Raw genomic sequence first — 14,130 nt, forward strand, 5'->3', positions numbered from 1 at the left:
ATCATTGTTAAGTAACAGACACCTCGATTATACGCTATTTCATAATTTTGATTGAGATCAAAATATGAATAATGAGATCTGCATCACACTTTATTTTCAATACAAAACCTTGACAAAAGCTATAAATATCCTTTAAAAGAGAGGTGTAACAAAAAAATAACAAACAACACAACATCACAATAAAGGGTATCCTATGAATATAACCCCGATCAGCGAGTCGGCGGTGGTTTGCTCTTTACCACCACCAGCTTCACTTCAACAACAACGCCAACTCTGGGCGTTTGCCAATCAACTACAGTCTGAGCAAGATATTGTAGAAGTTGTCGTGGGAATGAATAACCTTACGGTCTTTACTGATTTTTATGTGGATTTTGCACCGCTTATTCAACGTTTGGAACAACATTGGGCAGAATTGAAAGTCTCTACTTTTCAAGGACGTCATATAGAAATTCCGGTGATTTATGGCGGTGAATTAGGCCAGGATTTATCTGAGGTCGCAAAATTACATAACACAACTCCCAAAAAGATCGTTCAAATGCACAGTGATCCTATCTATACCGTGTATATGATTGGTTTCCAACCAGGCTTTCCTTATTTGGGTGGTTTACCAGAATGCTTACACACGCCTCGTCGTGCCACACCAAGAACAGTTGTTCCTGCAGGTTCTGTGGGTATTGGTGGATCTCAAACTGGCATTTATCCCTTTTCCTCTCCAGGTGGATGGCAATTAATCGGCCATACCAAGCAAGCGCTCTTTGACAAAAATCAAGCAAAACCCACTTTATTACAAGCTGGCGATACGGTGAAATTTGTTGTGGAGGGCATTGAATTATGATTCATATTATTGATGTGCAATCCCGTGCCACAATGCAGGATTTAGGCCGTTTTGGTTTACGTCGATTTGGCATTAGTCACTGTGGAGCAATGGATAAATTGGCGTTACGTGCAGGCAATATTCTGCTGGGAAATGCAGAGGGAGCCCCAGCAATCGAAGTGCCTTTAGGTGGTCTTACATTACAATTTCAGCAAGATATGAATTTTTGTGTGACGGGGGCATTTTATGAAATGACCTTAGATGACAAACCGATTTTTGCCTATTGGCGTTATCAGGCGAGAGCGGGGCAAGTGCTGAAAATGGTACGTGCAAAAATTGGTATGTATGGCTATTTATGTGTTCAAGGTGGTTTTATCTTACCCCAAGAATTGAACTCTTGTAGTACGGATCTTCGAGCTCAAATAGGCGGTGTAGAAGGACGTTGTTTACAAGTTGGAGATCAATTAAAAACGGTAAATGATCCTATTTTACGTAGTGAAATTGGGATTGCACCCATTCCACTTAAGCATACGATTCATGCGTTACCATCCTCTGAATATCAAGCGTTTAAACGAAAATCTCAATATTATTGGTGGCGAGGTGAATGGACGTTACAAAGCAGCAGTGATCGCATGGGCTATCGTTTTCAAGGGCAAAAATTAGAATTAAAGCAACCTCTGGAAATGCTGTCTCACGCGATTCAATTTGGTAGCGTACAAGTGCCACCAAGTGGTCAACCAATTATTTTAATGGCTGATGCACAAACTACGGGCGGTTATCCCAAAATTGCCAATGTGATCGATGCGGATCTTGGTGCGTTGGCACAGGTACGTTTAGGCTCAACCATTCAATTCGAGGCAGTTAGTTTAGAACAAGCCGCAAAATTGCGTCGTAAAAATGAGATATACCTCGATCAAATTAGGAGAATTGTCGATGAAAAAAATTGATTTAAATGCCGATATTGCTGAAGGTTTTCCTTTTGATGAGGCATTATTAAAATTGCTTTCTTCTGCCAATATTGCTTGCGGTTTACATGCCGGTGGAGCAAAAGAAATGCAAAGTGCGGTCAGATTTGCGAAAGAAAATCAGGTTCGCATTGGTGCTCATCCAGGTTTTCCAGATCGAGAAAACTTCGGGCGTACTCAAATGGATTTACCTGAACAGGAATTAATTGCGCATTTACGGTATCAGCTTGGTGCATTAAAAGCGATTTGTGATGGGGAAGGCACGGAAATTAGTTATGTTAAGCCACACGGTGCTTTATACAATCAAGCTGCGAAAGATGAAAAGTTGGCACGTTTAATTGCACAAACAATTCGTCAATTTGATTCTAATTTAAAATTAATGGGATTGGCGGGGAGCTTAATATTACGCGTAGCTGAGGAAGAAGGTTTACAAACCATTTCTGAAGTTTTTGCGGATCGTCACTATATGCCTGATGGGAGTTTGGTATCTCGTTCGCAACCGAATGCCATGGTGGAGTCTGATGAGGAAGCCATTCAACAAGTGTTACAAATGGTAACAGAAGGTCAAGTCAAAGCCATTGATGGAAGCCTTGTGCCAGTAAAAGCAGAAAGTATCTGTTTACATGGCGATAATCAACATTCTCTACAATTTGCAGCACGCATTGTGGAAGAATTAGAAAAAAATCATATAACAATAACGGTATAAGCCGAATAAACATAACACACAACATCAACTTAACAAGGGAGGTGCTTTATGGCATCAATCAATCACCGCCGAAATGCAGTGCTAGGGGCGGCATTTTTAATGGCGACTTCAGCAATTGGTCCTGGCTTTTTAACTCAAACTGCAACCTTTACAAACACCTTATTAGCCAGTTTTGGCTTTGTGATTTTATTATCGATTTTGTTAGATATTGGTGCTCAGCTTAATATTTGGCGAATTGTGGTGGTATCAGGAAAGCGAGCACAGGATATTTCTAATGCTGTTTTTCCAGGCGCGGGCTATTTTCTTGCGTCACTTATCGTGATGGGAGGGTTGGCTTTTAATATTGGTAATGTAGGGGGCGCAGGCCTAGGGCTTAATTCAATCTTTGGTATCGCCCCAGAAACAGGAGCTGTTATCAGTGGCATCATTGCAATTTTAATTTTTTTACGTAAAGAAGCAGGATTGTTAATGGATCGCTTTGCTCAATTAATGGGTTTTATTATGATTGCACTGACTTTGTATGTCATGTTTAAAACAGAACCGCCAGTGGTAGAAGCAGCATACCGTACCTTTATTCCAGAGCAAGTTGATCCTATCGCAATTGTGACATTAGTTGGAGGAACTGTAGGGGGATATATTACCTTTGCTGGCGCTCACCGCTTATTAGACGCGGGGATCCAGGGTGAAAAAGCCATGGCTGAAGTGAGTCGTAGCTCTGTATCGGCTATTTTAATCGCCTCTACCATGCGTGTTGTATTATTTCTTGCCGTGCTTGGTGTTGTCGCCAAAGGGATTCCGTTGAATCCTAAAAATCCAGCAGAAACGCCTTTCGAATACGTGGCAGGCAATTTTGGCCAAATCTTATTTGGCGTAGTGATTTGGGCAGCTTCTATCACATCAGTTATTGGTGCCGCTTATACATCGGTATCATTCCTCACGAGCCTTTGTCCGACAATTGAACGAAATAGAAACTGTTGGATTATTGGGTTTATAGTGGTTTCTACAGCAGTTCTTGTCACTGTAGGGAAACCTGCTGCTGTACTGGTTTTTGTGGGAACCCTAAATGGTTTAATTTTACCAATAGCACTAGCCTTGATTTTATTAGCCGCTTATCGAAGCAATATTGTGGGTAGCTATAAACACCCAATTTGTTTAGCTTTTGCTGGCTGGTTTGTAGTGATTATTATGGCAATATTAAGTGGAAAAACCATAATTTCTTATGTATCTAGTTTTGTAAGTTAGTTTTTATTTCAAACTAAAGTGCGGTTAGAAATGACCGCACTTTTCTTTTTAAATTTTATATCAATTCCATTCATATAAAATCACAATAAAATTCACATCCATCTAGACGTCTAAATCTTTAATGAGGACGTTAATTTTGTTACACTCAGTCTATCTTAGAATTAATTAAATATAGGAAAGCAAAATGAGTAAACTTTTTCCAAATGCCACTATTCGTACTTCTGCGCCATATCGTTTTGATATTGTAGGCAGTTTTTTACGCCCAGAGGCTTTAAAACAGGCTCGTTATCAATGTAGTTGTGGTGATATTTCTTGTGCTGATTTAACGCAAGTTGAAGATACAGAAATTGCAAAATTGGTAGAGCATCAAAAAAATGTCGGATTGCATGCAGTAACAGACGGTGAATTTCGTCGTACTTTTTGGCATTTAGATTTCTTAGCTGCATTAGATGGCGTGAAAGAAGTAGATGCTGAAAAATTCTCAGTGCAATTTAAACACGATAATGTACGCCCGAAAACATTAAAAATTGTGGATAAGATCGGTTTTTCAGAGAGCCATCCTTTCGTTGAACATTACCGCTCATTGCAAAAAATAGCAGGGAAGACTGAAGTCAAATTAACGATTCCTTCTCCGTCTATGCTTCATTTAATTTGTACAGTACGTGCCACAGATTATCAGCCAATTGAACGTTATAAAGATAACAATCAGTTGTTATTAGATGATATTGCTGATGCTTATATTGATGCGATGAATATCTTCTATAAATTAGGCTGCCGCAATTTACAGTTGGATGATACCAGTTGGGGCGAATTCTGTGCGGAAGATAAACGTAAAACCTATACTGAACGAGGTTTAGATTTAGATCAAATTGCTAAAGATTATGTGTATATGTTAAACAAAATCGTGGCTGCTAAACCGTCTGATTTAGCGATTACAATGCATATTTGTCGTGGTAACTTCCGTTCAACTTGGTTCTCAGCGGGGGGGTATGAGCCTATCGCAGAAACCTTATTTGGTCATTGTAATGTAGATGGTTTCTTCTTGGAGTATGACAGTGATCGTGCAGGCGATTTCAAACCTTTACGCTTTATTAAGAATCAACAAGTGGTGTTAGGATTAATCACCTCTAAATCGGGTGAGTTAGAAAACCGTGATGAAATTATTGCTCGTATTAAAGAAGCGGCACAATATGTGGATATCAATCAACTTTGCTTAAGTCCACAATGTGGTTTTGCTTCAACAGAAGAAGGTAATATTCTGACGGAAGAGCAACAATGGAAGAAACTCGAATTTATCCGTAGTATCGCGGAAGAAGTTTGGGGTAAATAATTTCAATTAGAATGTAAAAGGGATAACGGTGAAAGCAGTTATCTCTTTTTTTATGAAAGTGCGGTAAAAAATGACCGCACTTTTAAACAATAAAAAAGGAAGTCAATAGACTTCCTTTTATGTTATTTCAATTTAATTATTTTTGACGCATTGCAGGGAAGAGGATCACATCACGGATAGATGGTGCATTAGCATAAAGCATTGCTAAGCGGTCGATACCTAAACCTTCACCTGCTGTTGGTGGTAAACCGTGTTCAAGTGCCACAACGAAGTCATCATCTTTAAACATCGCTTCATCATCACCTGCTTCTTTCGCTGCAACTTGCGCATCAAAACGTTCATTTTGGTCTTCGGCATCGTTTAATTCTGAGAAGCCGTTACCAATTTCACGTCCACCGATGAACAATTCAAAACGGTCTGTTACTTCTGGGTTTTCATCGTTACGACGTGCAAGTGGAGAAATCTCTGCTGGATGCGCCATTAAGAAAGTTGGTTGAATTAAGTGATGTTCAGCCACTTCTTCAAAGATTGCATTTACGATAGAGCCTAAGCCCCAAGATTTTTGTACTTCGATACCTAAGCGTTCAGCGGTTGCTTTTGCACGATCGAAGTCATAAAGATCTTCTCTTACGATACCTTTATCTGCACCGTATTTAATGGTCGCATCATGTAATGTGATACGCTCAAACGGTTTGCCGAAGTCAAATTCTAAATCACCGTATTTCACAATGGTTGTACCAAGAATATCAATCGCTAATTTACGTAATAATTCTTCGGTGTTATCCATTAAATCATGATAATCCGCATAAGCTTGGTAGTATTCAAGCATGGTGAATTCTGGATTATGACGGACAGAAACCCCTTCATTACGGAAGTTGCGGTTTAATTCGAATACGCGTTCAAAACCACCAACCACTAAACGTTTTAAGTAAAGTTCTGGCGCAATACGAAGATACATATCAACATCTAATGCGTTGTGGTGAGTGATAAATGGACGAGCAGATGCACCGCCTGGAATCACTTGTAACATTGGAGTTTCCACTTCCATGAAACCTTTAGAAATAAAGAATTCACGAATACCCGCAACCACTTTTGAACGAATAATAAATGTACGGCGAGATTCTTCATTAGAAATTAAATCTAAGTAACGTTGACGATAACGCGCTTCCATGTCTGTTAAGCCATGGAATTTGTTTGGTAATGGACGAAGTGCTTTTGTTAAAAGTTGTACTTCAGTTGTTTTAATGGTTAATTCATTTGTTTTGGTTTTGAAAAGCGTACCTTTCACCCCAATAATATCGCCTAAATCCCAGCTACCCACATCTTCCGCATAAACGCCTTCAGGAAGGTTATCACGAGCAACGTATAATTGAATTTTGCCACTCATATCTTGCAAGGTAATAAAGGTGGCTTTACCCATTGCACGACGAGTCATAATACGACCAGCAACTGCCACTTCAATGGCTTTTTCTTTTAATGCTTCACCATCTTCAACTTCGTACTTATCATGTAAATCTTGGGCAAGGGCGTCACGACGAAATTGGTTTGGAAACGCATTACCTTTTGCGCGTAATGCGGCTAATTTTTCACGGCGAACGAGCATTTCGCCATGGAGATCTAATTCTTTTACTTCTTGCTCTGACATATCCTTTACCTCGTTAGTTTTTACTTAGAATGTGATTTATTTAATAATAAACAGAATTTTCCTATTCTACCTATAGCATTGTTTTTTGTTAAGCCTTTTTTAATTAAGTTATCCTTTTTATCCAGAAAGTTGTCGGAATTGGAGTGGTAGAGATGGAATGGTACCTCTTTTCCACATAAGATAATTTTATCTTTGTCTCTTGAATCCGGTTTACCGTGTATGCAAACAAAAAGAGCGGTCAATTTTTCAAAGGTTTTAAACGATGAAAATATTGACCGCTCTTTGTATCGCATGATTAATTAAAGATCGAAATCACCGAAATCATTGGTATCGACTTTAGAGTCAATTTGACCAACAAGGTAAGAACTCACTTCGACTTCTTGTGGTGCCACTTGTACGTTGTCAGAAACAAGCCATGCGTTAATCCATGGAATTGGGTTTGAACGTGCACCAAATGGTAATGGAAGACCAACGGCTTGCATACGGATATTAGTGATATATTCCACGTATTGCACTAAAATGTCTTTATTTAAACCAATCATTGAACCGTCTTTGAACAAGTAATCTGCCCATTCTTTTTCTTGTTCCGCTGCGGCTAAGAATAAATCATAGGCTTCTTGTTTACATTCTTCCGCAATTTCTGCCATTTCAGGATCGTCTTGACCTGCAGCCATAATGTTTAAAATGTGCTGTGTACCGGTTAAGTGTAAGGCTTCATCACGAGCGATAAATTTAATAATTTTCGCATTACCTTCCATTAATTGACGTTCTGCAAAGGCAAAGGAACAAGCGAAAGATACATAGAAACGAATCGCTTCAAGTGCGTTCACACTCATCAAGCAAAGGTAAAGTTGTTTTTTTAGGTTACGTAATGTCACCACACATTCTTTGCCATCCACGGTGTAAGTGCCTTCGCCATATAGACTGTAAAGTTGGCTATCACGAATTAAATCATCGTAGTAAGAAGAAATATCACGTGCACGTTTGATAATTTCTTCGTTTGTCACGATGTCATCAAATACGATAGATGGATCGTTCACAATATTACGAATAATATGTGTGTAAGAACGAGAGTGGATGGTTTCAGAGAAGGTCCAAGTTTCAATCCAGGTTTCTAATTCAGGAATAGACACTAACGGTAATAATGCGACGTTCGGGCTACGGCCTTGAATCGAATCTAATAAGGTTTGATATTTTAAGTTACTGATGAAAATATGTTTTTCATGCTCAGGTAACGCGGCATAGTCGATACGGTCTTGCGACACATCCACTTCTTCCGGACGCCAGAAGAAAGAAAGTTGTTTTTCAATGAGCTTTTCAAACGTCTCATATTTTTGTTGATCGTAACGCGCAACGTTAACGTTTTGACCAAAGAACATCGGCTCTTTTAATTGGTCGTTTTTAGTTTGTGAGAAAGTAGTATATGCCATATTATATCCTTACTTATAGCGGGCTTTTACCCACTTAATGATTGATTGCCTAAAATATCAAAAGGCGGACTTGTAAACAAGCCCACCTAAATGATTAAATCTTACAAGCCCCGCCTGCACAGCCGTCATCTAAATCTTCTTGGCTGTCTTCCGCACCATCACGGGTGTTTTGATAGTAGAGGGTTTTTAAGCCGTATTTGTAAGCGGTTAAAAGATCTTTTAACAACACTTTCATTGGCACTTTACCGTCTTCAAAACGTTTTGGATCGTAGTTGGTATTTGCAGAGATCGCTTGGTCCACGAATTTTTGCATGATACCTACTAAGTGTAAGTAACCATCATTGCTTGGAATATCCCAAAGCAACTCGTAGTTATCACTTAAGTTTTCATAATCCGGTACCACTTGTCTTAAGATACCATCTTTTGATGCTTTAATACTTACATGACCACGTGGTGGTTCGATACCATTTGTTGCGTTAGAAATCTGTGAAGAGGTTTCTGACGGCATTAATGCGGTTAAGGTCGAGTTACGTAAACCGAATTCTTTGATTTCTTGACGTAAAGTTTCCCAATCATAATGCAATGGTTCTTGCGTTAAGCTATCGATATCTTTCTTATAGGTATCGATTGGTAAAATACCTTTCGCGTAATTGGTTTCATTGAAGTATTCACATGCACCTAATTCTTTTGCTAAGTTCATGGAGGCTTTCAATAGATAGTATTGAATTGCTTCAAATGTACGGTGAGTTAAATCGTTCGCTGAGCCATCTGAATAACGCACGCCATTTTTCGCCAAGTAATACGCATAGTTAATTACACCGATACCAAGTGAACGACGACCTAATGAAGAACGTTTCGCCGCAGGAACAGGGTAGTCTTGGTAATCTAGTAATGCATCTAATGCACGTACTGCAAGATCTGCCAGGTTATCTAACTCGTCTAAATCATCTAATTTACCCAAGTTGAACGCTGAAAGTGTACAAAGGGCAATTTCACCATTTTCATCATGGAAATGTTGTAATGGTTTAGTTGGCAATGCAATTTCTAAACATAAGTTAGATTGACGCACTGGCGCAACAAGCGGATCAAACGGTGAGTGAGTATTACAGTGATCCACGTTTTGGATATAAATACGACCGGTTGATGCACGTTCTTGCATTAATAAAGAGAATAACTCAACGGCTTTTACAGAACGTTTGCGGATGTTTGGATCCTGTTCGTATTTCACGTAAAGTTCTTCAAATTTATCTTGATCAGCAAAGAAAGCTTCATAAAGTCCAGGTACATCTGAAGGACTGAATAAAGTAATGTCTGCGCCTTTAATTAAGCGTTGATACATTAATTTGTTTAACTGTACGCCATAGTCCATGTGACGAACACGGTTATCTTCCACACCACGGTTATTTTTCAATACTAATAAGCTTTCAACTTCTAAGTGCCAAATCGGGTAGTAAACTGTCGCCGCACCACCACGTACGCCACCTTGTGAACAAGATTTGACGGCACTTTGGAAATGTTTATAGAATGGAATACAGCCAGTGTGGAATGCTTCGCCACCACGAATTGGGCTACCTAACGCACGAATTGCACCTGCATTCACCCCGATACCTGCACGTTGTGAAACGTATTTCACGATTGCTGCAGAGGTAGCATTGATAGAGTCTAAGCTGTCACCACATTCAATCAATACGCAAGAGCTGAATTGACGCGTAGGTGTACGAACCCCGGCCATAATAGGCGTTGGTAAAGAAATCTTAAAGGTTGAGGTCGCATCATAGAAACGACGAATGTAATCCAAACGGGTTTCTTGTGGATATTTTGAGAATAAGCTCGCTGCAACTAATAAATAAAGGAATTGTGCAGATTCATAAATCTCACCGGTTACACGGTTTTGAACTAAGTATTTCCCTTCTAATTGTTTTACTGCGGCATAAGAAAAGGTCATATCACGCCAGTGATCAATAAACCCATCCATTTCATCCCATTCTTCACGAGTATAGTCGGCTAAAAGGGCAGGATCATATTTGCCCATACGCACTAATTTTTTCACATGATCATATAAACGAGGCGGATCAAAATGGCCATACGCTTTTTTACGTAAATGGAAAACGGCAAGGCGTGCAGCAAGATATTGATAATCAGGGGTATCTTTGCTGATTAGGTCTGCTGCTGCTTTAATAATCGTTTCGTGAATATCAGACGTACGAATGCCTTCATAAAATTGAATATGAGAACGCAATTCAACTTGAGAAACTGAGACGTTTTCCAAGCCTTCAGCCGCCCAAGTAATCACACGGTGAATTTTGTCTAAATTGATTTGTTCAAGCGTACCATCGCGCTTTGTAACCATTAATCCTTTGTTCATGGGAGATAAACCTACTAGAGAAATGAATTTAATAAAACACAAGATATAGTGTTGTGGAAAATGACGGTGCACAAGATAGAGTGTTTTAAAATTGAATTCAAGCAGTAAATTTTTTACTTACATTATTGACAAAAGATAAGTCATTTAAAATAAATGACTTATCTTTCAAGTGATGTTTTTTTAGGCAGGATCTTTTTTGTAAATCTTTGTAAAGAAAAAAGTGCGGTCAAAAACGAGATAATTTTTGACCGCACTTTAAAGTTTAAAAATTTAATTAATTCAAGTATTTAAATACTTTGACGACTTTTTGAACACCGGTAACTTTACTTGCAATTTCTGCTGCTGAGTCACCTTGTGATTGAGTGACGTTTCCGAGTAAGAATACTTCACCATTTTCGGTGATCACTTTCACATCTGTGGCTTTTACATTATCGCCCACGAAGAGTTTTGATTTAATTTGTGTGGTAATCCAGCTGTCTTTGGTAATTTGACCAAAGTTAATTTTATTGCCTACACGTAATTCGTTATAGACGTCATTCACACCGTCCACGCCTTTTGCAAGACTGGTCGCGGTTTCTTTGACGCTTTCACTCGGCACTTGACCAATCAATAATACACGACCACTATAAGAAACGGCATGTACACGACCTTCTGATTTAATTTGTGCATCTTTATCTAATGCATTTTCAACTTTTACTTCTAGGGTTTCATCATCGACTTGCGTACCCATTGTGCGAGGATCTGTTGCAACTTTAGCACCTGCAGCCGCGCCACCAAGTACAGCAGCCACACAGCCTTGTAACATAATAGATGCACCAAGTACGAAGGCGAGTTTTTTAAATGGGGTTAATTTCATCATTAATCTCCTTTTTATAAATGAGTGAGTTAATTAATTAGTCAATTAATTTTAGAAATAGTTTGGTTGGAAAAGCCTTTAATGTCAAGCTCTTGGGAAAAGCGTGCTATCAACAAGCTCACACAGTGCATTAATGACGAATAAATGATTTTCCAAAATGCGCGCTTCTTTCGTCGCCGGAATAGAGATTTCTAAATCCGCTTCAGCTAACACACCTTGAATCGCATCATTGTTTGCACCGGTTAAGGCTATGACCTGAATTTCTTTATTGACGGCATTCGCAATCGTATTCAGCACCGCTTTTTCTGTACCAAGCGGCGCAAAGGCAATTAATAAATCGCCAGGTTTAGCGATAGCGTTAAATTGATGTTGATAAAGCTGATCGATAGGTTGATCAAAAACCAGTGAAGAACCGACCGCACTTTCAAGGCTAAGATGTACGGATGGCAGGCTAGGGCGCTCAAAATCATAACGATTAAGCAAATTTGACACTAAGAATTGCGCATTCGCGTAAGAACGAGCGACACCACAGGCAATCACTTTATGACCACTTAATAAACATTGCATCACCATTTGTGTGGCGGTGGCAATGTTTTCTGATAATAGACTCGAAGCAGAGATTTGAATCTGAATACTTTCGCTATAAATATCTTTAACTTTTTGTAACATAATCGGAAAAGGTTAATCGAGAAAATTAGGAATCCATTGGATATCACTGGCGGTTTTTCCAAAGGCGATAAGATCAAAACGACAATCCGCATCTTCAAGGCTTAGGTTACGTTTGGCAAGCCATAAATTTGCGGCATTTAGCCATTTTTGTTGCTTTTGCCAATCCACACTTTCAACAGCAGATCCAAATGCTGAGCTGGATCGTTGACGAACTTCAACAAATACAATAGTTTGTCCGTCTTGCATAATGAGATCTAATTCACCGCATTTGAAATGTTGATTCGCCGCGATGAATTTAAGCCCCTTAGCCTCTAAGAAAAGGCGGGCTTGATGTTCAAAGCCCGCCCCTTGTTGACGTTTTAATGAAAACATGGATTAGTTCGCAACCGCTACCACGTTACCATCTTGTACTTGATACCATGTCATATCGCGATCCACATCACAGTTTGAATCCGCGCTAAGCTGACCGGTTAAACCGCTTAAGGTATAACCTGGTACTTGGCGTAATTCATTAAAGTGATTGATGAGCAACCATGCATCAGAACCCATTGCATATAAACGCATTAATTGGAATTCACCACCGGTTGAGCCAGCCACTTTTTGATATTGTGAAGAATCGCTTTGTTTAAAGAATGGAATATCACTAAATTGAACGCCATTCATTTTCGCATAGTATTCTGGTGTATTACTTGCCGCATTAGAACGAGAGCTTGCATAGATACGGACATTCGGATTGCTGGTATCTAAATAACCTTTAATTTCAGCCAATTCATCTGGTGAAGAGATGACATAAAGTGCACTTGTATCTTGCGGTGCACCTTGGAAGAAGTAGGTAATATCAGCCGGTAAGTTGTAGTAGCGAATATTCGCATCTGTACCCGCTAAACGTTGCCAACGTACGTTGAAAGCATTACCAACACGTTGTCCTAAATCATTTTGCGGCATGGCAACGATTGGATTGCGAATACCATCTTTCCACATTTTGTTCGCCGCAGACTCTGCTTCATCTTCTGGAGATAAACCGTAATAACAGACTTGGTTAATTGCTTGAGTATTTGCTGTTGCATTTAATGTGAGCACATCCATGCCTTGTACTGCGCTAGGATTCGCAATGATGGCATCAACATTTTGTTTAAGTAATGGACCCACTAACGCTTTAATACCCGATGCTTTTGCCTGTGCAATAATGTCATTGATCGGTGTAGTTGATGAGTCAAATACTTGTACAGGGATTGTTGAATCACCCTTTGCATCGTTAAAACCTGATTGGATAGTTGTACCTAAAATTTGGCCATCGCCGCTTAAAGGTAAGACTAAACCAATTTGAGCTAAATTCGTTTGTTGGAAGTTCAACAAGCTTTCTAGCTCTTTAGGGAAAAAGGTTGCCGCAACGTGGTTTGGATAAGCGGATTTCCAACTTTGTAACGCTTGGCTTAATTGTACTGGCTGACGGATGTTGTCGTTATAAGCTTTAATCAAGGTGAGCCAACCGCCTAATGCCACGCTACCTTCATCAGAGGCATTATTGATGACAGCAGTATTCGCAGAACGAAGTAACGACCACGTTTTATCAACATTATCTTTACGACGTTGCATGTCTGTTAAGTTTTCATCCATTTTGATACGCGCTTTCACCGCTTCAATCACGTCTTTACGATTTTCAGCTGTTTGAGCAAAGGTTTCGTAATAACGAGATTTTTGTGATGGACTTAATTTAGTCAGATCGAGTGCACGCAATTTACCTTCAGCAACATCATTATTGCCTTTTGCTGCGGCGATGCGCGCTTCAATTAACGTGCGATCTAATTGTTGTGCTTCGTTTAAGTCAACTAACTCCGTTAATAGCTCTTCCGCTTGGGGTACTTTATTTTCAGAAATTAATACACGAGCGGCTAAGAGTTTGTATGTTTGTTGATCTTCTTTATCCTGTGTTTGCCCTAATTTGTTCATATAAAATTCAGAACTTGCATTGGCATCACGTTGTAATGTTTGGGTAAAGCTGCTGCCAAATAAGTTGGAACAACCTGCTAACGCAACAGACAATAAAATCGGCATTAAACGTTTTTTAAAACGACCGCCTTGTAATAGAATAGACATATTCGCTCCAT

Annotated in this window: 12 protein-coding genes; 5 read left to right on the plus strand and 7 right to left on the minus strand. The window is 39.4% G+C overall.

Annotation, left to right across the window (positions count from 1 at the left end):
• The first annotated feature begins 193 nt into the window (after positions 1-193).
• The 5 genes from pxpB (at position 194) to AC979_RS06030 (ending at position 5,057) form a co-directional block, all read left to right on the plus strand.
• The gene (gene pxpB / locus AC979_RS06010) at positions 194-835 is read left to right on the plus strand and encodes a 5-oxoprolinase subunit PxpB (RefSeq protein ID WP_049373363.1); all 642 of its coding nucleotides are present in this window, start codon (positions 194-196) and stop codon (positions 833-835) included.
• Positions 832-1,761, plus strand: coding sequence for a 5-oxoprolinase/urea amidolyase family protein (locus tag AC979_RS06015; protein ID WP_049373364.1), 930 nt, complete (start codon positions 832-834; stop codon positions 1,759-1,761). Before pxpB ends, AC979_RS06015 begins: the two co-directional genes overlap by 4 nt.
• Positions 1,748-2,485 carry a 5-oxoprolinase subunit PxpA gene (pxpA, locus tag AC979_RS06020; protein WP_049373365.1) on the plus strand — a complete coding sequence of 246 codons (738 nt, stop codon included), beginning with the start codon at positions 1,748-1,750 and terminating at the stop codon, positions 2,483-2,485. Before AC979_RS06015 ends, pxpA begins: the two co-directional genes overlap by 14 nt.
• 48 nt (positions 2,486-2,533) lie before the next feature.
• Positions 2,534-3,727 (plus strand): NRAMP family divalent metal transporter, encoded by a 1,194-nt coding sequence (locus AC979_RS06025; protein ID WP_049373366.1) that lies wholly within the window; start codon positions 2,534-2,536, stop codon positions 3,725-3,727.
• Between the two features lie 184 nt (positions 3,728-3,911).
• Positions 3,912-5,057, plus strand: coding sequence for a 5-methyltetrahydropteroyltriglutamate--homocysteine S-methyltransferase (locus AC979_RS06030; protein WP_049373367.1), 1,146 nt, complete (start codon positions 3,912-3,914; stop codon positions 5,055-5,057).
• Positions 5,058-5,193: 136 nt separating this feature from the next.
• Here AC979_RS06030 and lysS read toward each other — a convergent pair whose 3' ends face one another.
• The 7 genes from lysS to AC979_RS06065 all read right to left on the minus strand — a co-directional run bounded on the left by lysS (position 5,194) and on the right by AC979_RS06065 (position 14,119).
• Complete coding sequence (gene lysS, locus AC979_RS06035) at positions 5,194-6,702, minus strand: lysine--tRNA ligase (RefSeq protein ID WP_049373368.1); 1,509 nt, start codon at positions 6,700-6,702, stop codon at positions 5,194-5,196.
• Between the two features lie 299 nt (positions 6,703-7,001).
• Positions 7,002-8,132 carry a class Ia ribonucleoside-diphosphate reductase subunit beta gene (gene nrdB, locus AC979_RS06040; protein WP_014065539.1) on the minus strand — a complete coding sequence of 377 codons (1,131 nt, stop codon included), beginning with the start codon at positions 8,130-8,132 and terminating at the stop codon, positions 7,002-7,004.
• A 94-nt stretch (positions 8,133-8,226) separates the two neighbouring features.
• Positions 8,227-10,497 (minus strand): class 1a ribonucleoside-diphosphate reductase subunit alpha, encoded by a 2,271-nt coding sequence (gene nrdA, locus AC979_RS06045; protein WP_049368852.1) that lies wholly within the window; start codon positions 10,495-10,497, stop codon positions 8,227-8,229.
• A 274-nt stretch (positions 10,498-10,771) separates the two neighbouring features.
• Positions 10,772-11,353 carry a division/outer membrane stress-associated lipid-binding lipoprotein gene (gene dolP / locus AC979_RS06050; RefSeq protein ID WP_049373369.1) on the minus strand — a complete coding sequence of 194 codons (582 nt, stop codon included), beginning with the start codon at positions 11,351-11,353 and terminating at the stop codon, positions 10,772-10,774.
• Between the two features lie 84 nt (positions 11,354-11,437).
• The gene (locus tag AC979_RS06055; RefSeq protein WP_049365806.1) at positions 11,438-12,022 is read right to left on the minus strand and encodes a D-sedoheptulose-7-phosphate isomerase; all 585 of its coding nucleotides are present in this window, start codon (positions 12,020-12,022) and stop codon (positions 11,438-11,440) included.
• Between the two features lie 12 nt (positions 12,023-12,034).
• A complete protein-coding gene (locus tag AC979_RS06060; protein ID WP_049365807.1) occupies positions 12,035-12,394 on the minus strand; it encodes a YraN family protein in 360 nt (119 codons plus the stop codon).
• A 3-nt stretch (positions 12,395-12,397) separates the two neighbouring features.
• Positions 12,398-14,119, minus strand: a complete 1,722-nt coding sequence (locus tag AC979_RS06065; protein ID WP_049373370.1) for a penicillin-binding protein activator — start codon at positions 14,117-14,119, stop codon at positions 12,398-12,400.
• Positions 14,120-14,130 lie beyond the last annotated feature (11 nt).

Origin of the sequence: Parahaemophilus parainfluenzae, from assembly GCF_001053575.1 — a bacterium.
Taxonomy (GTDB): domain Bacteria; phylum Pseudomonadota; class Gammaproteobacteria; order Enterobacterales; family Pasteurellaceae; genus Haemophilus_D; species Haemophilus_D parainfluenzae_S.

What these genes read in the sequence shown, in the direction of transcription:
- pxpB (WP_049373363.1), top strand. Translation starts at nt 194, where the DNA reads ATGAATATAACCCCGATCAGCGAGTCGGCGGTGGTTTGCTCTTTACCA.
- AC979_RS06015 (WP_049373364.1), top strand. Translation starts at nt 832, where the DNA reads ATGATTCATATTATTGATGTGCAATCCCGTGCCACAATGCAGGATTTA.
- pxpA (WP_049373365.1), top strand. Translation starts at nt 1,748, where the DNA reads ATGAAAAAAATTGATTTAAATGCCGATATTGCTGAAGGTTTTCCTTTT.
- AC979_RS06025 (WP_049373366.1), top strand. Translation starts at nt 2,534, where the DNA reads ATGGCATCAATCAATCACCGCCGAAATGCAGTGCTAGGGGCGGCATTT.
- AC979_RS06030 (WP_049373367.1), top strand. Translation starts at nt 3,912, where the DNA reads ATGAGTAAACTTTTTCCAAATGCCACTATTCGTACTTCTGCGCCATAT.
- lysS (WP_049373368.1), bottom strand. Translation starts at nt 6,702, where the DNA reads ATGTCAGAGCAAGAAGTAAAAGAATTAGATCTCCATGGCGAAATGCTC.
- nrdB (WP_014065539.1), bottom strand. Translation starts at nt 8,132, where the DNA reads ATGGCATATACTACTTTCTCACAAACTAAAAACGACCAATTAAAAGAG.
- nrdA (WP_049368852.1), bottom strand. Translation starts at nt 10,497, where the DNA reads ATGAACAAAGGATTAATGGTTACAAAGCGCGATGGTACGCTTGAACAA.
- dolP (WP_049373369.1), bottom strand. Translation starts at nt 11,353, where the DNA reads ATGAAATTAACCCCATTTAAAAAACTCGCCTTCGTACTTGGTGCATCT.
- AC979_RS06055 (WP_049365806.1), bottom strand. Translation starts at nt 12,022, where the DNA reads ATGTTACAAAAAGTTAAAGATATTTATAGCGAAAGTATTCAGATTCAA.
- AC979_RS06060 (WP_049365807.1), bottom strand. Translation starts at nt 12,394, where the DNA reads ATGTTTTCATTAAAACGTCAACAAGGGGCGGGCTTTGAACATCAAGCC.
- AC979_RS06065 (WP_049373370.1), bottom strand. Translation starts at nt 14,119, where the DNA reads ATGTCTATTCTATTACAAGGCGGTCGTTTTAAAAAACGTTTAATGCCG.